Below are 20,455 nucleotides of genomic sequence, written 5' to 3' on the forward strand. Positions count from 1 at the left end.
GTCCATGCATCGCCGTGCGCAGGCGACACCGCGCCTGCGCGCGAGGCGCTGCGCGACGTCGGGTTTCAGCGCATCGCGGCGCAGCTGAGCAGCGGGTCCGGGAGCGGCGCGTCCATGAGCATCGCCGTTGCGGGCATCGAATTCCGGCGCTTCGCGCTCAAAACCCCGATGTCCGCCGCCTCGCGCTCAGAAATGCGCTTTCCAGCGCTGCACGCCCGCGTCGATCAACTGATAGGCGCGTTCGAACGCCTGCTGCGATTGCCGGTACGGGTCCGGGATGCTGGTGCTGTCCAGCCATTTGCCTAGCAAGTAGGTTTTTCCTCTCGCATGTGGGGAGATGCGGAGCACGGCCTCGCTGTGCCATGGCTCCATGGTCAATACCAGGTCGGCCGCGTCGATCATCGAGCGGTCTATCTGGCGTGCGACATGGGATTGCCCACTCAATCCATGCCCGGACAGCACGGCCTGTGCTGTGGCGTCGATCGGATGGCCGGCCAGGGCCTTGAGGCCCGCGGACGCGACCTGTACGTCCTTCTTCAACTCATGGCGCAGCAACGTTTCCGCGGTTGGACTGCGGCAGATGTTGCCGACACATACGACCAGAACATTTCGGAACACACGCAAAACCCGTCAGTTTTAGCCGTCATGCGCAAACTCGCGCGGCATCGGTGCCGCATCGCGCGCCGTATTGCGAACCCGCCCCCCGACCGGCCCGCAACGAGGCGGGAATGTATAGACGAGGTCATGACACGGTCAACACGAACTCCACACGCATCGAGCAAGTCGTGACGCAGTTCACTTCGATGCTTTCCTTTTCGTTCAAGCACGCGCCGCGAATCCACGCATTTCGCTTACGCGGCGTTAAACATTCGTTTTTATCGGCGATCGCGCGATGCGCGTTGCGCAGGCGCTGCGCGCGCCCGGTTTTCTAACCTCACCTGTACGCGGCGTGCGCCATCGGCGAAACGTGATGCGATTCCGCCGCAGGCGCGTGACAGCGATGCGCGCGCGGTGGCTATACTGCGCGCCACGGGGGCTCCACCAACTTTGTGCGTGACGCTTACAGCCCCATGTCGCAACCCAGCCTCCATCCCCCGCACCGCGCCGCCCCGCCGGCGCAACCGCGCCGATGTCGCGCCGGACAAGCGGTTTCGCACGAAACTTCCCCTGCGCCGACGGCCCGCCCCTGCGCGCCGCGGCACGCCCCCTTCGTGTTCCCGCTCTAGAGACTCTTTCCGCATGATCAAGATTTCGGGCGTCGCGGCCGTGGCCGCCATCGTCGGACTCGGCGGCTGCGCGTTCGCGCCGGGCCAGTACATCTCGCCCGCGCAGTTCGCGCGCAGCGACCTGGCGAAGGACGGCCACATCCAGATGGTGGCGATCACGCCCGATTACCTGTCCGCGCAACAGCGGGTCGAGACCACGATCCCGATCGAGCTGATGGCCTACCAGCCCGAGGCCTACCGCATCGGCCGCGGCGACACGTTGTACATCACCATCTGGGACCATCCCGAACTGACCTCGCCGGCCGGCACCCAGCAGCAGACCGCGGCCAACGGCCGCCTGGTGCGGCCGGACGGGACCTTGTTCTATCCCTACGTCGGCATGATCCGCGCCGAGGGCCTGACCATCGAGGAACTGCGCGCGCAGATCACCTCGCGCATCTCGCACTATGTGCAAAGCCCGCAGGTCGACGTCAGCATCATCGACTACGGCAGCCAGCGGGTGACCCTGCAGGGCGCGTTCGTCAAGACCGAGCGCCAGCCGATCACCGCGACGCCGCTGACCCTGGCCCAGGCGATCGGCGCGGCCACGGTCGATCCGATCCGCGCCGACCTGGCCGGCTTCGTGCTGACCCGCGACGGCCGCCAGTACCACCTGGACCTGGACGAGCTCAACCGCGGCGGCTCGGTCGCCAAGGACATCTACCTCAAGGCCGGCGACCACCTGTACATGCCCTACAACGACCGCAAGGAGGTCTATGTGGTCGGCGAGGTGGTGCGGCCGCAGGCGATGACCTTCAAGACCACCGACCTGACCCTGACCCAGGCCCTGGGCCGCGCCGGCGGGCTCAACCCGCTGACCGCCAAGGGCGACTCGGTATACGTCATACGCGGGGTGGAGACCCAGGACCGCGAGCCGGCGAAGATCTTCCACCTCAGCGCCAAGTCGCCGGCCGCGTTCGCGCTCGGCAGCCGCTTCCACGTGCGCGCCGGCGACGTGGTGTTCGTCGGCCCGGCCGGGGTGACCCGCTGGAACCGCTTCGTCAACCAGTTGCTGCCGTTGTCCAACATCGTCAACAACGCCGCCAACACCCAGGACCTGCTCGACCGCTGAGCGCGGCTTTGCGGTTCTTGTCGGTACGCGCACGCGCCGCCGGCGCGCCGCCGGGCGGCGGCGGCGCGCGCTGCCGCGGCCGCCGCTTGTCTGCTAACTTTGCCGTCTTGCGCACGAACCGCGCGCACGTAGGGAGCGGCAGGACTTGGAAGGCGATCACGCACAGCTGCGCACGGCCGGGGTCGACCTGGGCGGTCTGATGACCGTGCTGGGCCAACACCTGTATTCGACCCCGTTGGTGGCGCTGCGCGAGCTGGTGCAGAACGCGCACGACTCCATCGTCCGCCGCCGCCTGGAAGACCCGCAACCGCCGGTTGCGCCGCGCATCGTCGTCAGCGGCGACATCGGCGCGCGCACCGTACGGGTGACCGACACCGGCACCGGCCTGACCGACGCGGAGATCCACCAGTACCTGGCCACCGTCGGGGTCGGCTACACCCGCGGCCTGCGCCAGTCCGGCGCCGGCAGCGACGAACTGATCGGCATGTTCGGCCTGGGCTTCCTGTCGGCGTTCGTGATCGCCGAGCGGGTGACCGTGCACACCACCTCCTACCAGCAGCCCGAGCGCGGTTGGCGCTACCAGTCCAGCAACGGCGAGCAGTACACGCTGAGCGCGGCCAAGCCGCGCGAGGTCGGCACCGTGGTCGAGCTGCTGCTGCGCCCGGAGCACGCGCGGCTGGCCGGCGAGGATTACCTGGCGCGCGTGCTCGGCCGCTATTGCGCGTTGCTGCGGGTGCCGATCCACATCGGCGCGGCGTCCGAGCCGGTCAATCCCGAGCCGCCGCCGTGGCGCGATCCCGACGCCGGCAACGAGCACCCGGTGCAGGCGCGCAAGCGCCAGCTGCGTTTTGCCAGCCGTTTCGAATCCCAGTTCGAGCCGATCTGCGCGCTGCCGGTGGCCGCGCCCGAGCACGACCTCAAGGGCCTGCTGTGGGTGCAGGACGGCGGCACCTACGGCAACGGCGACAACCGCAACCTGTCGGTGTTCGTGCGCGGCATGCTGCTCGACGACGACGCGCGCGAACTGCTGCCCAGCTGGGCCGGTTTCGCCGGCGGGGTGATCGAATCCAGCCGGCTGATGCCGACCGCCAGCCGCGAGGACCTGCAGCGCAACGACGCCTACCGCAGCGCCCAGCACGCGATTTCCGAGGCGCTGATCGTCGGCCTGGCCGCGCTCGCGCGCGAGCAGCCCGAGGCCTGGCGGCGGATCCTGGCGCGCCACAACGAGGCGCTGCTGGGCGCGGCGCTGGGCGATGCGCGGCTGTTCGAGCTGCTGGCCGGCGAGGTGCGCATTCCCAGCTCGCACGGCGAACTGCGCGCCGGCGCGCTGCGCCGCGACGGCGCGATCCACGTCGGCCTCGGCGGCGGCGGTTTCGAGGACATGCTGTTCCGCATGCTCGGCGTGCCGGTCGCGCGCGGCGACCGCTATGCGGTGCTGCCGTTCCTGCGCCAGTGGACCCAGCGCCACGGCGGCCGCCTGATCGAGATCGGCACCGAACAGGGCAACCGCCAGCTGTTCACCGAACAATCGCTGCCGCAGGCCGAGCTGGACTGGCTGCGCGAGGCCCTGGCCGACGGCGAGAAGCTGGTGCCGGCGCGCTTCGCCCCGGCCGAGCTGCCGCTGATGGCGGTGCCCGACCGCGAGGCCGAACTCAAGCGCCGGCTGGAAAGCGACGAGGCCGACAAGCGCATCTCGATGACCGCGCTGCGGCTGGTGCGCGGCTTCACCGCCGGCATCGACGGCTCCGCGCAGGCGCGGCTGTACGTCAACCTCGACAATCCCGCGGTGCAGGCGCTGCTGGCCACCGCCCGCCGCGACCCGGCCGCGGCCGCGCCGGCGGCGCGCCTGCTCAAGGCGATCAAGCAATTGATGGACAGCCACAGCGAGGCCGACGGGCAGGGCCCGCGCCTCAACGGCGCGCTCGCCGCGATCGGCGACAGCGCGCTGCGGCTGCTGCCGCCCGAGCCCGCGCCGATACCCGGCACCCAAGCGCAGGACGAGCAGCCCACCGCCTGATCCGCGCGACCGCGCCGCGTTCGCCGCCGCTTCGCGCAGCGGCCGCGCGGCGCCCTCCACCCATTCGCCAAAGCGCCATAGCCAAACGGGGAGCAACCGATATGGACATCTTCCAATGGATCGAAGACCTCAGCGATGAACTGCGCGAGGCCGGCCAGTACCGCCTGGTCGAACTGATCAACCGCATCCCGCACGAGCTGCACGAAAACCACCCCGAGCGGGTCGAGGCGATGCTGCCCGAGGCGCTGGCCGCCGCGCGCGCGATGCAGCATCCGTGGCTGGAAGTGTTCTTCCGCCACTGGGGCCTGCAGAACCGCATGCGCAACCTCGCCGAGGGCGACAAGGCGCTGCCCGAGGCGGTGTCGCTGCTGGAGTTCGCCCACCGCGACCAGACCCAGCAATGCCCGCAGTCGGTGTGCGTGACCCAGGACATCGCGATCTGCTACGGCAACGTCGACGGCCCGGGCTGGGTGCCCGAGCGGCTGGCGGTGAGCGAGGAGACGCTGGCGCGGATCGAGCCCAGCCGCGCCTGCTACGACTGCATCAGCCGCGAATACGCGCTGGCGCTGATGGACGACGGCCGCGCCGCCGACGCGGTCGACTACCTGCAGCGGCAGGCGCAGAACATGCTGCGCGACGGCGCCGAGCCGGGCGTGGCCTATCGCGAGACCCAGGCCGGCGCGCTGTTCCGCGCCGGCCGCTTCGACGAGGCGCTGGCCGAACTGGCGGCGATCGACGAAGACGACATGGTCGACGACGACGACGGCGACCGGCTCAGCCGGCAGACCTTCCGCGCGTTGGTGCTGGCCCACCAGGGCCGCATCGACGAGGCCTGGGAGGCGCTGCCCGAGTACGGCCCGCTGATCGTGCCGCTGCTGTATCCGCGCTGGTCCGAGGCGATGGCGCTGATCGCCCAGGCCAAGCCCGAGTACAACCACTGGCGCCTGGGCCGGCTGCTGATGTCGATGGCCACGCACATGGACCAGGTTGGCGCGCACCGCCGCTGCATCGAACAATCGCTGCGCCACGGCGAACTGGCGCTGCGCCGCAACGCGCCGTGGAGCGCGCGCCGCGCGCTGGAGCTGGCGCGCCGCCATCAACCGCTGCTGCGCGCCGATCTCGGCGCGGCGCAGCAGATCGACGCCTTCGCCGCCCGCCTCGACGCCGCCGGCGGCGGCGAGTTCGCGCTGCCGATGCCGGCCGAGCAGGTCTACGAGCACGTGCGCGGCAGCGAGGGCTCCGATCCCGAGCAGGACATGGAACTGCTGCTGGCCGCCTACGCTCAGCGCCGCGACGACGGCCCGCTGGCCGGGCTGCTGGCCTCGGCGATGCTGGCGTGCGGTGCGCGCGAGGAAGCGCTGGCGCACTTGTGGGACTTCGTCGGCCGCCACCCCGGTTCGGAGGAATCGCCGGCCGGGCAATTGCTGGAACAGCTGCTCGACGATGCCGACGCCGGCGCCCAGGTCGAGCGCCTGGCCGCGCTGCTGCAGCCCGTGCGCGAGCCGTTCGCGCACTGGTGCCGCGCGCAGCTGGCGTTCCGCCAGTCGCGCTGGCGCGAGGTCGGCGCGCACGTGCAGCGCCTGATCGCGGCCGACCCCGACGCGCAAGGCGCCAACCGCCTGTGGGCGCGCGCGGCCATGGAAGAACAGGACTTCGCCCAGGCCGTGCGGCTGTACGCCGCGCTGGCCGAGCGGGCCGAACAGCCCGGCGGCGACGACTGGGACCTGATGTCGGCCGCCAGCGCCGCCGGCGACTGGGACGCGGTGCGCCGCAGCGCCGCGCGCCTGGGCATGGAGCTGAGCAGCAGCGAAGGCCCGGTGCGCGAATCCTGGGGCTGGGTGCGGGTGCGCTACGAGCGCGACGGCGAGAGCTACGACTGCCTGGCCCGGCGCACCGGCCCGGTCACCGCGCAGGTGACCACGGTGGCGCCGCCCGGCCGTCCTCAGCACGTGCGCGACGAAGTCGTGTTCGACGCCGCGCCGCTGGAACCGGCGCCGGAGGACGAGGCCGAGCGCGAGCGCTGGCTGGCGCCGTTCCGGGTGGTCCACACCGTCCATCGCGCCGACTACCGCAGCTGGTTCGTCGACGGCGCGCATCCCGGCGAAGCCGCGTTCGACGCGTTGTGCGAAGCGGTCGAGGCGCAGGAGTGGACGCTGTGGGTGCGCAGCAGCGACGACTACCGCGTGCGCGATCCCAACAGCGAGGAAGACGAGGCGCTGCCTGGCGTGTACTTCTTCCTGGCGACGCCGCCGCAGTTGGCGCCGGCGGACGTGGACCGGCGCCTGCACGAACTCACCGCCGGCTGGGAGCATCCGTTGAGCTGGCCGCAGCTGGCCGAGCAGGCCGGCGCGGACGTGTCCAGGCACGAGGCGGTGATCGAAGCGTACGGGCTCTGAAGCCGCGCGCGATCGGCCGGTAGCGAAAAGCAGGTGGAGGCCGGCGCCCGAGCCGGCCCGGTGCCTGCGGCGCTTTGCTCTTGCCGTTGTGGGAGGCACTTCGCTTTTGCTGTTGTGGGTGGGACGTCAGTCCCGATGCCTTTCGCTCAGGTCGCGGCGATCCGGCCGAACAGCATCGGGACTCAAGTCCCTCCCGCAACCGCCCCGTACCGTCGAAAACCGGCGAAACATTTCCAAAACCGCCGCGCGGTTGCGCCCGCGCGGCGCGGCCGCTAGCGTGTTGGCGATTCGCTCCGCCTCCGCCATCCGCCGGGCCTTCGCCATGACCTCACGCCGCTCGTTCCTGCACAGCTCGCTGCTCGCCGCGGGCGCCGCCGCGCTGCCCGCGTTCGCCGCCGACAAGACGGCCGCGCCGCCGCCGGCGCCCAAGGCCATCGACGGCGCGCGCGTGGTCTCGACCTGGGACTTCGGCGTCGGCGCCAACCAGGCCGCGTGGAAGCGGCTGGGCGAGGGCGGCGCCGCCTTGGATGCGGTCGAGGCCGGCGCGCGCTGGGCCGAGGCCGACCTGTGCAACAGCACGGTCGGGCGCTGCGGCAATCCCGACCGCGACGGCGTGCTGACCTTGGATGCCAGCATCATGGACGGCGACGGCCGCTGCGGCGCGGTCGCCGCGCTGGAGGACATCGCCCATCCGGTCAGCGTCGCGCGCCGGGTCATGGAGCGCACGCCGCACGTGTTGCTGGCCGGCGCGGGCGCGCAGCAGTTCGCGGTCGAGCAGGGCTTTGCGAAAGAACCGCTGCTGACCGACAAGGCGCGCGCGGCCTGGAACGAGTGGCGCAAGACCTCCCAGTACCAGCCGGTCATCAACGCCGAGCGTCTCGACCACGCCAGGCCCGGCGACAAGCACAATCACGACACCCTCGGCATCCTCGCCATCGACCGCAGCGGCAAGCTCGCCGGCGCCTGCACCACCAGCGGCATGGCCTGGAAGCTGCACGGACGCGTCGGCGACAGCCCCATCGTCGGCGCCGGCCTGTATGTCGACAACGACGTCGGCGCGGCCACCGCCTCGGGCGTGGGCGAGGAGATGCTGCGCAATGCCGCCAGCTTCCTGGTGGTCGAGCTGATGCGCCAGGGCCGCAGCCCCGACGAAGCCTGCCGCGAGGCGATCGAGCGGGTGGTGCGCAAGCGCCCGCAGGCGAGCAAGACCTTGCAGGTGTGTTTCCTGGCGATCGACAAGCACGGCGAGGTCGGCGCGCACGCGCTGCATCGCGGCTTCGTCTACGCGGTGTGCGACGCCGGCAAGCGCGATGCGCTGCTGGATGCGCCCTCGGTGTATGCGACCGAGCAGACCTGAGCGGACAGCGGTGGATGCAGGCGGATGCGCGCGGTTCGATGCGGGCGTCAGGCGACGACGGATTGACCGGAGGCAAAGTCCATGAACGCGATCGATCGACCGTTGCTTGAGGTTTCCGCGGGCTCCTTGGCGTCCGCGCTGGCCGCGCGGGACGGCGGCGCCGATCGGGTCGAGCTGTGCGACAACCTCGCCGAGGGCGGGACCACGCCGTCCTACGGCGCATTGGCGGTCGCGCGCGACAAGCTGCGCATCCCGCTGTACGTGCTGATCCGCCCGCGCGGCGGCGATTTTCTTTACGACGACGCCGAACGCGCGGCGATGCTCGCCGACGTCGAGGCCTGCGTGCGGCTGGGCTGCGACGGCGTGGTGATCGGCGCGCTCGACGCCGACGGCGAGGTCGATGCGGCGGTGTGCGGCGAACTGATCGCGGCGGCGGGTCCGCTCGGCGTTACCTTCCATCGCGCCTTCGACGCCGTGCGCGACCCGGGCCGGGCGTTGGAAGCGGTCATCGCGCTGGGCTGCGAACGCATCCTCACCTCCGGCGCCGCCGCCGACGCGTACAGCGGCGCGGCGCGCATCGCGCAGTGGGGCGCACAAGCGGCGGGGCGGATCGGGTTGATGGCCGGCGCGGGCGTCACTCCTGAAAACATCGCGGACGTGGCGCGGCGCGCCGGCGTGCGCGAACTGCACGCCTCGGCCAAGGCGCCGCGGCGCTCGGCCATGCGCTACCGCAACCAGGCCCTGGCCGGGCTGTCGCCGGACTGGAGCCAGACCGACGCGCAGCGCGTGCGCGCGCTGGTGCAGGCCCTGCGCGGCTGAGCGCATGGGGTACGAATACGACGCCTTGCCCGACGATCCGGACGACTATCTGCGCCGGCGCGCGGAACTGATCGACGCGGCCGCGGCCTTGCCGAGCTTCAGCCGCCGCGCAGGCGCTTGCGAACTGTGGTTGAGCGATCCCGCGCGTGCGGTGGACGGATGGGAACAAGCGCAACTGGTGTTCGGCGAGCGCAGCGTGCGCGTGACCTGCATGACCGCGTTGAGCGCGATGGTGCGCGCGGACTTGCGCGCGTTGCCCGCTTTGCTGGGCGGGGCGCGCTATGTCGACGACGATGGCGAGCCGGCTGCATTTTGATCGCGGCGTTGGAGCGGGGCCTGCGGCCCCGACACTTTCCGAGCCGCTGCGGTGAGCGCTCGCTGTCGCTGAAAAGAAAGCATCGGGCCTGAAGGCCCTCCCACAACAGCCGGCGCGGCTTCATGCAGGCCGAGGTTGTTGTGGGAGGGGCTTCAGCCCCGACGCCTTTCGATCCGCTGCGATTAGTGTTCATTGCAGCCGAAAGAAAGCATCGCGCCTGAAGTCCGCCCGCATCACATTTGCGGACTGTGACTGTCGCTCGCGCGCATTCCGCAAGCGATCACGCCGCTTCATCATCTTCAGCGCCGGCATCCCGAGCGGATTTTCCCGGTCGCAGCGACGCCATCGTCGTCGTTCGAACAACGCGCGTCGCGCGAACGGACCCGGATCACGGCCGCACCCGGTACGCACTCGCGCAAACGCATTTCCGCGATTGCCGCGCGCAGGCCGCGCTGCTAGTCGTTGGGGCATCCACCGTGTCTTCGCGCCGCTCGATCGGCGCGGCGTTCGCGCCGGCGACGCGGCGCGCGAACGCCGCCACGGCCTCGGTCACATTCCCCAACCGTGCAGCGGAGCACTGCCATGTCCACCTCGTTCCCTCCCGACCGGCCGCTCGACGGCCGCGAACTCGCGCAAGCCCGATACGCCGAAGAGGCCGAACCGCCCGCGGCGGGCCGCCGCCGTTTCATCGCCCAGGCCCTCGCCGCGGGCGCCGCGGCCGCATGGTGGCCCGCGTTCCGGGTCGAGGCGGCCGACTGCGCCGCCGCGCCGCCGGCGTTCCCCGCGCACATCGCGCTGTTCCAGCAGGCGTATCGCAACTGGTCCGGGGAAATCCAGATCGACCGGATGTGGACCTGCTCGCCGCGCGATCCCGGCGAAGTGGTGGACGTGGTCAACTGGGCCGCGCGCAACGGCTACCGGGTGCGGCCGCGCGGCATGACCCACAACTGGTCGCCGCTGAACCTGGCGCCGACGCAAGACTGCGACGACAAGATCGTGCTGCTCGACACCGTCGCCCATCTCAACCGCGTGCGCATCGACGCCGCCGCGCAGCCGGCGCGGGTGGTCGCCCAGGCCGGCGTGCGGATGCAGGACCTGCTCGCGCAACTGAAGCAGGCCGGCCTCGGCTTCGCCCACGCGCCGGCGCCGGGCGACCTGACCCTGGGCGGCGTGCTCGCCATCGACGGCCACGGCACCGCGGTGCCGGCGCAGGGCGAGACCCGCCGCAGCGGCCACAGCTTCGGTTCGCTGAGCAACCTGGTGCTGGCGTTGACCGCGGTGGTGTGGGACCCGGGGCAGGGCGCCTATGCGCTGCGCACGTTCCGCCGCGACGAGGCCGATTGCGCGGCGTTCCTGGTCCACCTGGGCCGCGCGCTCATCGTCGAGGCCACTTTGCAGGCCGGGGCCGACCAGCGCCTGCGCTGCCAGAGCTACGTCAACATCGCCGCCAGCGAACTGTTCGCGGCGCCGGGATCGGCGGGACGCACGTTCTCCGGTTTCCTCGACCGCTCGGGGCGGGTCGAGACCATCCACTTCCCGTTCACCGGCAATCCCTGGCTCAAGGTGTGGACGCCGACGCCGAACCTGCCGCCGCTGGTGCGCGAAGCCACCGCGCCGTTCAACTATCCCTTCTCTGACAGCATCTCGGCGGAGCTGGCCGCGCTGATCCGCGACATCAACCTGGGCGATGTCAGCCGCACGCCGGCGCTGGGCGCGCTGCAGTACACCCTGGTCGCCGCCGGACTGGTGTTCACCGCCGGCTTCGACCTGTGGGGCTGGTCGAGCGACCTGCTGCTGTACGTGAAGCCGACCACGCTGCGGGTCACCGCGAACGGGTATGCGGTGATCACCTCGCGCGCCAACGTGCAGCGGGTCGTGCACGAGTTTGTGAGCTACTACCAGGCGCGCGCCGAGGCGTATCGGGCGCAGGGCAAGTTCCCGGTCAACGGCCCGGTCGAGATCCGGGTGACCGGCCTGGATCGCGCCGGCGACGTCGGCGTGGCCGGCGCGGTCGAACCGTTGCTGTCGGCGGCGCGGCCGGTGCGCGCGCGGCCGGAATGGGACTGCGCGGTGTGGCTGGACCTGCTGACCCTGCCGGGCACGCCGGAGATGGAGGCGTTCTACCGCGAGGTCGAACAGTGGGTGTTCGCCCGGTTCTCCGGCGACTACGCGCTGGCGCGGGTGGAATGGAGCAAGGGCTGGGGCTACGGCGCCGGCGGCGCCTGGAGCGATGCGGCGGTGATCGGGCAGGGCATCCCGCAGTCGCTGCGCTACGGCCAGCCGGCCGGGGCGGATTGGGACGCGGCGCGGGCGATCCTGAATCGCTACGACCCGGCGCGGGTCTATGCCTCGCCGTTGCTGGACCGGTTGCTGCCCTGAGTCTGCGCGACGGCCCGATGGAGTGTGGGAGGGCTTTGTCGCCCGATGCCTTTCTTTCGGATGAGGCGACCTGAGCGGAAGGCATCGGGCCTGAAGGCCCTCCCACAGAGCAGGCCCGGCTGAGGCCTGCGGCCGCAGACCAGGCGCCGGACCGTCGCGGCCCGGCGCTGCTGCCAGCCGGCGTCGCGGCGCCGCTGCTGCGCAACATTTCGCGCCGCTGCGCGCCCGAATGCCGCAGGTCCGCACCGGCGGCAAGCCAACCTCAGCAAAACAAACACTTAGCTTCGGCACATCGCCCCGGCTGCACCGGGAGCGTGCCTAACACAGCCATGTTGCTGCGCCGCGTCATGCAACCGGCGGCGAGGTCGTGCTTAATTTAGATCGATCCAATGTGGGGATTGGATGCACTAGGACCGTCCTTGGGGAAGGTCCTGAGCCGTGGGCTTAGATCGATAGAAAAGTTCGCAACACGGATTTCGGGGCCAGGGACGGGCCGTCATTGCAGTCCAATTCCATGGGGAGCACCGCCACGATGAATCATTCCAACCTCAGACGCAGCGCACTGGCCTGCGCCCTGCTGTCGGTCCTGTGCGCGCCGGTCGCCGCGCAGGCCCAGTCCGCCGCCGCGGCGCCCGACGGGGCCGGCGCCGGGCAGGCCGACGCCGCCCAGGCCGGCGGCGCCGACGCCGCCCAGGCCAGCGCCGGCCGCAAGCCCACCGAGATCGACAAGGTCACCGTCACCGGTTCGCGCATCAAGCGCGCCGAGATCGAAGGCCCGGCGCCGGTGTTCACCATCACCGCCGCGCAGATCGAGAAGGAAGGCTTCAACACCGTCTACGACGCGCTGACCACCCTGACCGAAGCCATGGGCACGGTCGAATCCGACATCGCCTGGGGCCAGCACACCGTCAACGCCAGCCCGCTGAACCTGCGCAACATGGGCCCGGGCCGCAGCCTGCTGCTGATCAACGGCCGTCGCGTGGTCGACTACCCGCTGCCGTACCAGGGCAAGAGCAACTTCGCCAACTACAACAACATCCCCACCGCGATCGTCGAGCGGATCGAGGTGCTCGCCAGCGGCGCGTCGGCCATCTACGGCTCCGACGCGGTGGCCGGCGTGATCAACGTCATCCTCAAGAAGGAATACCAGGGCGACCAGGTCAAGGTCCGCGGCGGCACCTCCACCCGCGGCGGGCGCGACGCGCTCGACCTGTCCTGGGCCGGCGGCCGCAGCGGCGACAACTGGAGCGTCACCTACGCCCTGCAGTACTTCAAGCGCGAAGCGCTGCCGGCCGGCCAGCGCGAATTCATGGACTCGGACTTCGACGCGCCGCCGCTGTCGCTCAATCCGCAGGACCGCGCCGTCGGCATCCTGCCCTCGGTCGGCATCCGCATGCTCAACGCCGGCACCGGCCAGCGGTTGATGCCGCCGGCCGGCGCCTGCGACCAATACAGCGGCGAGTTCTTCCTGCAGAACCGCCGCACCTTCAACCGCAACACCGGCGCCATCACCGACACCGGCTGGCAGTGCGGGCAGAGCGCGGTGTTCCAGCACTGGACCCTGCGCAACGGCAGCGAGGACCGCTCCGGCTACCTGTACGGCAACTACGACTTCGACAACGGCATGAAGGGCTGGGCCAGCGTCGGCGTGTGGTCCTCGCGCGGCGAGAACATGACTTTCATGCCGGGCTGGAGCTCCAACGGCACCTACCACGACGTCGGCCTCAATGCCGACCTCGACCTGGCCAAGAACTTCACCCCGCAGGAAATCGGCGGCGCCAAGAACGGCCAAACCCGCTCCGACGAGTTGTCGTGGGACGTCGCGGTCGGCCTGAGCGGCAAGTTCGGCGAGCGTTTCGACTGGGACTTCAGCGTCGGCCGCGCCGAGTACCGGGTCGACGAGAAATTCCCGGCGATCCTGATCGCCGAAGGCGACCGCTTCTTCCTCGGCCCGAACCGCGACCGCCTCGACCAGAACCGGTTCTGGAATCCGATCTCGCCGCAGGACTACGCCTCGATCAGCACCCGCGGCAAGAACCACGCGCAGTCGTGGCTGAGCTCGGCCAACTTCATCGTCAGCGGCGACCTGTTCGAAGGCTGGGCCGGGCCGATCGGCTTCGCCGGCCAGCTGGAAGCGGCCAAGCAGGGCTACCGCCTGGCGCCGGACGCCAACACCCTCGGCGACGACCGCCTGTACGACCAGACCGCCAACCTCGACCGCGGTTCGGGCTCGCGCAACCACTACGCCGCCGGCGTCGAGTTCAAGATCCCGCTGCACCGCACCCTGACCGCGTCGGTCGCCGGCCGCTACGACAAGTACGACGCGGTCTCCGGCGACGCGGCCACCACCTACAACGCCGGCCTGGAATGGCGGCCGTTCTCCAACCTGCTGCTGCGCGGCACCTACGCCACCAGCTTCCGCGCGCCGGACATGCACTTCGTCTACGCGACCCCGAGCACCTCGGTGGCCGACCAGACCGACTACCTGGGTTGCCTGAGCGCGGGCCAGCAGGGCAACTGCACCTGGGACGCCGGCTTCAAGGTCGAGGACGCGCAGATCGCCCGCGAAGGCACGCCGGACCTCAAGTACGAAACCGGCAAGTCGTGGACGGTGGGTTTCGTCTGGGACATCGCCGACGGCCTGTCGGTGTCGACCGACTACTGGCGGATCGAGCTGGAAGACGAGATCGACGACATCGGCGCCAACGACGTGCTGCTCGACGAGGCGTACTGCCTGACCGGCAAGACCCCGACCGGCGAGCCGCGCATCGGCGCGCCCAGCGCCGACCGCTGCCGCCTGCAGATCGGCCGGGTCACCCGCGGGCCCGATCCGGACGGCGCCGGCCCCTTGCTCGGCGCGGTCACCGACATCCGCACCGGCCCGATCAACCGCGCCGCGCGCAACGTCGAAGGCCTCGACGCCTCGCTCAAGTACCGCCTCAACACCCAGCGCTGGGGCGACTTCAGCTTCGGCCTGAACTACACCAACCTGCTCAAGCTGGAAACCCGCACCGACACCAGCGAACAGATGCAGGACAAGCGCACCGACGAGCCGCGCAGCAAGTTCCGCGGCAGCGTGAACTGGCAGAAGGAGCGCTGGAACGCCACCGTCTACGCCGACCGCGTCGGCAGCGTGCCGAGCGTGCGCTTCCGCGGCTGCCGCAGCTTCGCCGACGGCTACGCGCCGAACTCGGACAACTGCGTGGACACCGATCCGGCCAGCCCGACCTTCGGCCAGCAGACGCAGAAGTACTGGGGCCGGGTCGGGCCGGCGATCACCTGGAACGTCAGCGCCGGCTACCGCATCACCGACAACGCCAAGGTCAACGTCTACGTCAGCAACCTGTTCGACGAGGTCAACGAAGACAAGGACCCGTACAAGCGCGACTTCGCCTTCATCGCCGACCGCATCTTCAGCCCGGTCGGCCGCGAGATCGCGGTGGAGTACGTGCTGGACTTCAAGTAACGCAACCCGCGGCCGCGGCGGCGCCACGCCGCCGCGGCTCCATCTTCCGTTCACGAGGAACACCCCCACGATGGCTCGCACACCGGTTCGGCACAGGCGCTTTTCGGTTTTCCCGGCGGCAGCGACGCTGCGGCCCCTGGCCGCCGCGGTGTGCCTGACCTTGATGGCGGGCGCCGCGGGCGCGGCCGCGCCGGCGTCGACCGACCCGGTGCGCGAAGTCAACACCTTCATCGGCAGCAAGGACGACGGCAACACCTTCCCCGGCGCCTCGGCGCCGTTCGGCCTGATCCAGGTCAGCCCGATCGGCGAGCACTACACCGGCTGGCGCTACGACGATCCCAAGATCCGCGGCTTCGGCCATTCCTTCATTTCCGGCGCCGGTTGCTGGGAGCAGGGCGGCCAGTTGTCGGTGCTGCCGACCACCGGCGACATCGGCGAAGGCAAGCGCTTCGACACCAAGCAGCCGAAGTCCTTCGACCACAAGCTGTACGGCTCGGCCTACAGCCACGACGGCGAAGTCGGCGAGGCGGGCTATTACAAGGTGCGCCTGACCGGCGAAGCCGCCGGCCCGATCGAGGCCGAAGCCACCGCGCTGACCCGCGCGGCGGCCGAACGCTACACCTTCCCGGTCGGGGCCAGGCAGGGCACGATCCTGGTCAACACCGGCCAGGCCAACGAGCGCCACCTGGTCGTCGGCAGCACCGTCGAGGTGGTCGGCGACCGCGCGGTCGAAGGCCGCATCACCACCAAGAGCTTCTGCGGCGGCCAGCAGTACACCACCTGGTTCCGCATGGAGTTCGACCGTCCCTTCGCCAGCCACGGCACCTGGGACGAGACCGGCGGCCATCCCGGCGGCCAGTCGAGCATGCAGGGCGACACCCGCCCGCACGGCGCGTGGTTCACCTTCGACACCGCCAAGGGCCGCGCGGTGACCGCGGTCAGCGCGATCTCGCACGTCGACCTGGAAGGCGCGCGCCGCAACCTGCGCGAGGAAGGCAGCCGCGGCGGCAAGCCGCTGGCGTTCGAGGCGATGCGCAAGCAGGCCCAGGACGCGTGGCGCAAGGAACTGAACTCGGTGCGCGTGACCGGCGGCAGCGACGACGACCGCACCGTGTTCTACACCGCGCTCTACCACTCGCTGTTGCAGCCGCTGACCGGCAGCGACAGCGACGGGCGCTATCGCGGTTACGACACCCAGATCCACAAGGCCGAGGGCTGGACGTACTACGAGTATTTCTCGCTGTGGGACACCTACCGCTCGCAGAACCAGTTGCTGGCGATGCTGCGGCCGCAGCGCGCGCGCGACATCGGCCAGTCGCTGCTGAAGATCCACGAGCAAAACGGCTGGCTGCCGCGCTGGGGCTACGCCAACTTCGACAGCAACGTGATGACCGGCGATCCGGTCACGCCGTTCATGGTCGACCTGTGGCGCTTCGGCGCGCTGGAAGGCCGCGAGCAGCAGGCCTACGCCGCGCTGCGCGAGAACGCCTACGGCATTCCGGGGCCGCTGGTGCGCAGCCAGGGCCGCGCCGGCAATCCGAGCTACCTCAAGGACGGTTTCGTCCAGTACGACCGCGCGTTCCCGGCCAAGAGCATGGACGTGGACCCGCATCACGGCGGCTCGTCCACACTGGAATACGCGCTCGGCGATTGCGCGCTGTCGCAGATGGCGCAGGCGCTGGGCAAGAACGACGATGCCGCGACCCTGCGCGAGCGCGGCCGCAACTGGACCAAGGTTTGGGACAAGGACGCGGCCGATCCGGAACTGGGCTTCCGCGGTTTTCCGCGTCCGCGCATCGACGGCGGCGCGTTCTATTCGGAGACCGACGGCAGCTACAGCCCGCGTTCGCACCACGGTTTCCACGAAGGCACCGCCTGGCAGTACCAGTGGCTGACCCAGCAGGACGTGCCCGGCGTGGTCGCGGCGATGGGCGGCGCCGAGCAGGCCGGCAAGCGCCTGGACGCGTTCTTCGCCTTCGATGCGCTGCTGGCCGACCCGGCCAATGCGGCGCGCAAGCAGTGGGTGGTCGGGCCGTACAGCTACTACAACCAGTACCGCTACAACCCCAACAACGAACCCGACCTGCACAGCCCGTGGATGTACACGCTGATCGGCCAGCCGTGGAAGACCGCGACCGTGCTGCGCGCGGCGCAGACGTTGTTCACCAACGCGCCCAACGGCGTCACCGGCAACGACGACCTCGGCACCATGTCGGCCTGGTACCTGTTCAGCGCGATCGGCCTGTACCCGGCGGTGCCGGGCACCGGCGAACTGCTGCTGCACGCGCCGCGCTTCGAGCAGGTCGAGATGGACCTGGGCAACGGCAAGACCCTGCGCATCCAGGCGCCGGGCGCGAACGGGCAGGGCGTGCAGTACGTGCGCGGCGCCAGCTTCGACGGCAAGGCCCAGGACAAGGTCTGGCTGGACTGGAGCGCGCTGCGCGGCGGCGGCACGCTGCGCTTCGAACTCGGCAAGGAACCGGCTGCGGGCGGGTGGGGCACGCAGGCCGCGGCCTTGCCGGTGTCCGCCTGCGCGGCGCCTAAGTGAATCGATCGCGATGAAGCCCCGGATCGCCGACGTCCCTGACCGCCGTCATTCCCGCGAACGCGGGAATCCAGGGCTTCACCGCGACACCGCCCCACCGCCGTTGCGGGAGGGACTTCAGTCCCGACGCTTTTGTCCCAGCGCCGATCGGACAGCGTCGGGGCGCAGGCCCCTGCCGCAACAAACCGCCGAAGCCATCGAAGGTTGAGCGCACGATGAAACGCCTCTTCGCCCACAGCCGCACCCTCGCCAAGCTGACCCGCGCGCGCCTGCCGCTGGCCCTGTTCGGCCTGGTCGGCGCCGCGATCGGCCTGGCCCCGGCCGCCAACGCGGCCGAGGCCGCGCCGGCGGCGCAGGCCGCCGCGCCCGAACTGGTGCCGCTGCCCGCGCGCGTGCAATGGGGCGAGGGCGCGTTCGCGCTCGATGCGGCCACCACGATCTACGCCAACAACGCCGAAGCCCGCGCCGTCGCCCAACTGTTGCGCGAGGAGCTCGCCGCCACTCAGGACCTGCAACTGGCCCTGCGCAGCGGCGCGCCGAAGCCGCGCACGCACGAGGACGAACCCGCGCAGTACGTACAGTTCGTCGCCGAGCCGGCCGGCCGCGACGCCCAGGCCAACGAGCGCTACCGGCTCGACATCGGCCCGCGCGGCATCCGCGTGGCCGGCCCGCCGGCCGGCCTGTTCTACGGCTATCAGACCCTGCGCCAGCTGCTGCCGGCCGCGCGCAGCGAGGCGCCGCTGCGGCTGCGCGCGCTCAGCGTCGAGGACGCGCCGCGCTTCGGTTACCGCGGCATGCACCTGGACGTCGGCCGGCATGTGTTCCCGCTGGACTTCATCAAGCGTTATCTCGACCAGATGGCGCGCTACAAGCTCAACACCTTCCACTGGCACCTCACCGACGACCAGGGCTGGCGCCTGGAGATCAAGCGCTATCCCAAGCTCATCAGCGTCGGGGCCAGGCGCAAGGAAACCGTGGTCGGCCGCAACATCGATCCCTATGTGGGCGACGGCACGCCCTACGGCGGCTTCTACACCCAGGAGCAGGCGCGCGAGATCGTGGCGTACGCGCGCGCGCGCCACATCACCGTGATCCCGGAAATCGAGATGCCCGGCCACGCGCTGGCGGCGCTGGCGGCGTATCCGGAACTGGGCTGCACGCCGGGCCCGTTCGAGGTCGGCACCAACTGGGGCGTGTACGACGACATCTTTTGCCCGAAGGATGCGACCTTCAAGTTCCTGGAGAACGTGCTCGACGAAGTGGTCGCGATCTTCCCGGCGCCGTACGTGCACATCGGCGGCGACGAGGCGCCCAAGACCCGCTGGAAGGCCAGCGCCGACGCACAGGCGGTGATCCGCCGCGAAGGGCTGAAGGACGAGCACGAACTGCAGAGCTACTTCATCCGCCGCATGGAGAGGTTCCTGCACACCCGCGGCAAGCGCATCATCGGCTGGGACGAGATCCTCGAAGGCGGGCTGGCGCCGGACGCGACGGTGATGTCCTGGCGCGGCGAAGCCGGCGGGATAGCGGCGGCGCAGCAGGGCCACGATGTGATCATGACCCCGACCCAGTGCTGCTACTTCGACTACGGCCAGGGCCCGGCCGAGCAGGAGCCGTGGGGCCTGGGCGGCGAGCTGAGCCTGGACAAGGTCTACGCCTACGATCCGGTGCCGGCGGCGCTGGACGCGGCGCAGGCGCGCCACGTGCTCGGCGTGCAGGCCAACCTGTGGACCGAATACCTCAAGACCCCGGCCATGGCCGAGTACATGGCGTTCCCGCGCCTGCTGGCGCTGGCCGAGGTGGCGTGGACGCCGCAGGCGCAGCGCGCCTGGCCGGACTTCCAGCGCCGCCTGCGCGGCCAGTTCGCGCACCTGGACCGCGACCGCGTCGGCTACCGCATTCCCGCGCCGCAGGGGCTGGAGGATGCGTTGCTGATCCAGCAGGGCCGCGAGCGCCGTCATCGCCATGCCGTGACGCTGGCGCCGGCGGTGCCGGGCGCGACGATCCGCTACACCCTCGACGGCAGCGACCCGGGCGACGCCTCGCCGCTGTACGCCGCGCCGATCGAGCTGAGCCTGGAACTGGACAAGCCGGTGCAGCTGCGCACCGTCACCGTGCTCGCCGACGGCCGCCGCAGTGGGGTGCAGGCCGCCACCCTGCGTTATCGCAGTTATCTGCCGGCGACCGCCACGCCGGCGCGCACCGCCGCCGGCTGGAGCTATCGCGTGTACGAAGGCCTGTTCGCCAACCTCGACGAGTTCGCCGCCGCGCACAAGCATCCGGCAGCGCAAGGCGCGGCCGACTCGCTGGCGCTGGAGCGCTTCGGCCGGCGCAGCCGCTTCGGCGTGCGTTTCCACGGCTATGTGCGGGTGCCGGCCGACGGCGCCTACCGCTTCGCGTTGCAGGGCGACGACCGCTCGGCGCTGTACGTGGACGGCGAGGCGGCGATCCGCAACGACAGCCACGACCGCAGCGTCGAGGCCGCGGTGCCGCTGCGCGCCGGCTGGCACCGCCTGCGCCTGGACTGGTACCAGCGCGAAGGCGGCATGAGCCTGGACCTGCGCATGGCCGCGCCGGACGGCGAGGGCGGCCACGGCCCATGGAAGACCCTGGACGCGAGCGAGGTGGCGCATTGAGCGCCGCCCGCGCGCGCGGCCGCCGACGATGTCGCCGCGGTATTTTTTTGTTGCCGATTTAGATCGATCCAAAATATAAAGCACGCCATCACGCACAACAAAACCCGCAGCGCCGCTCGAACGGCCCGCGACCACCACAAGAACGCAAACCTTGGCCGTCGATCCGGCCGCGATTGGGAGGGGTAGC

11 protein-coding genes are annotated in these 20,455 nt (G+C 70.6%); 10 read left to right on the forward strand and 1 reads right to left on the reverse strand.

All coding sequences use genetic code 11. The features are described 5' to 3' along the window. Positions 1-186 precede the first annotated feature (186 nt). Positions 187-618 (reverse strand): low molecular weight protein-tyrosine-phosphatase, encoded by a 432-nt coding sequence (locus BLV01_RS07145; protein ID WP_091796006.1) that lies wholly within the window; start codon positions 616-618, stop codon positions 187-189. A 621-nt stretch (positions 619-1,239) separates the two neighbouring features. On the opposite strand from BLV01_RS07145, the gene BLV01_RS07150 reads away from it, so the two are divergent. From BLV01_RS07150 to BLV01_RS07195, 10 genes are all read left to right on the forward strand, one after another. Continuing rightward, on the forward strand, positions 1,240-2,337 hold the full coding sequence (locus BLV01_RS07150) for a polysaccharide biosynthesis/export family protein (protein WP_091796009.1): 1,098 nt from the start codon (positions 1,240-1,242) through the stop codon (positions 2,335-2,337). Between the two features lie 145 nt (positions 2,338-2,482). Continuing rightward, on the forward strand, positions 2,483-4,354 hold the full coding sequence (locus BLV01_RS07155) for an ATP-binding protein (protein ID WP_254782542.1): 1,872 nt from the start codon (positions 2,483-2,485) through the stop codon (positions 4,352-4,354). Positions 4,355-4,455: 101 nt separating this feature from the next. Continuing rightward, entirely contained in the window at positions 4,456-6,750 is a 2,295-nt protein-coding gene (locus BLV01_RS07160) for a tetratricopeptide repeat protein (protein ID WP_091796012.1), read from the forward strand. Between the two features lie 322 nt (positions 6,751-7,072). Next, positions 7,073-8,107, forward strand: a complete 1,035-nt coding sequence (locus BLV01_RS07165; protein WP_091796015.1) for a N(4)-(beta-N-acetylglucosaminyl)-L-asparaginase — start codon at positions 7,073-7,075, stop codon at positions 8,105-8,107. 81 nt (positions 8,108-8,188) lie between these two features. Further along, positions 8,189-8,926 carry a copper homeostasis protein CutC gene (locus BLV01_RS07170; RefSeq protein WP_091796018.1) on the forward strand — a complete coding sequence of 246 codons (738 nt, stop codon included), beginning with the start codon at positions 8,189-8,191 and terminating at the stop codon, positions 8,924-8,926. Between the two features lie 4 nt (positions 8,927-8,930). After that, positions 8,931-9,242, forward strand: a complete 312-nt coding sequence (locus BLV01_RS07175; protein WP_091796021.1) for a hypothetical protein — start codon at positions 8,931-8,933, stop codon at positions 9,240-9,242. A 582-nt stretch (positions 9,243-9,824) separates the two neighbouring features. Further along, on the forward strand, positions 9,825-11,621 hold the full coding sequence (locus tag BLV01_RS07180) for a cholesterol oxidase substrate-binding domain-containing protein (RefSeq protein WP_091796024.1): 1,797 nt from the start codon (positions 9,825-9,827) through the stop codon (positions 11,619-11,621). A gap of 532 nt (positions 11,622-12,153) precedes the next feature. Next, on the forward strand, positions 12,154-15,087 hold the full coding sequence (locus tag BLV01_RS07185; RefSeq protein ID WP_091796027.1) for a TonB-dependent receptor plug domain-containing protein: 2,934 nt from the start codon (positions 12,154-12,156) through the stop codon (positions 15,085-15,087). Between the two features lie 163 nt (positions 15,088-15,250). Further along, positions 15,251-17,635, forward strand: coding sequence for a GH92 family glycosyl hydrolase (locus tag BLV01_RS07190; RefSeq protein ID WP_254782558.1), 2,385 nt, complete (start codon positions 15,251-15,253; stop codon positions 17,633-17,635). A 212-nt stretch (positions 17,636-17,847) separates the two neighbouring features. Next, positions 17,848-20,268: a family 20 glycosylhydrolase gene (locus BLV01_RS07195; protein ID WP_091796033.1), complete on the forward strand. Its 2,421-nt coding sequence runs from the start codon at positions 17,848-17,850 to the stop codon at positions 20,266-20,268. Positions 20,269-20,455: the final 187 nt, after the last annotated feature.

Origin of the sequence: Lysobacter sp. yr284 (assembly GCF_900107375.1) — a bacterium.
GTDB lineage: Bacteria > Pseudomonadota > Gammaproteobacteria > Xanthomonadales > Xanthomonadaceae > Lysobacter.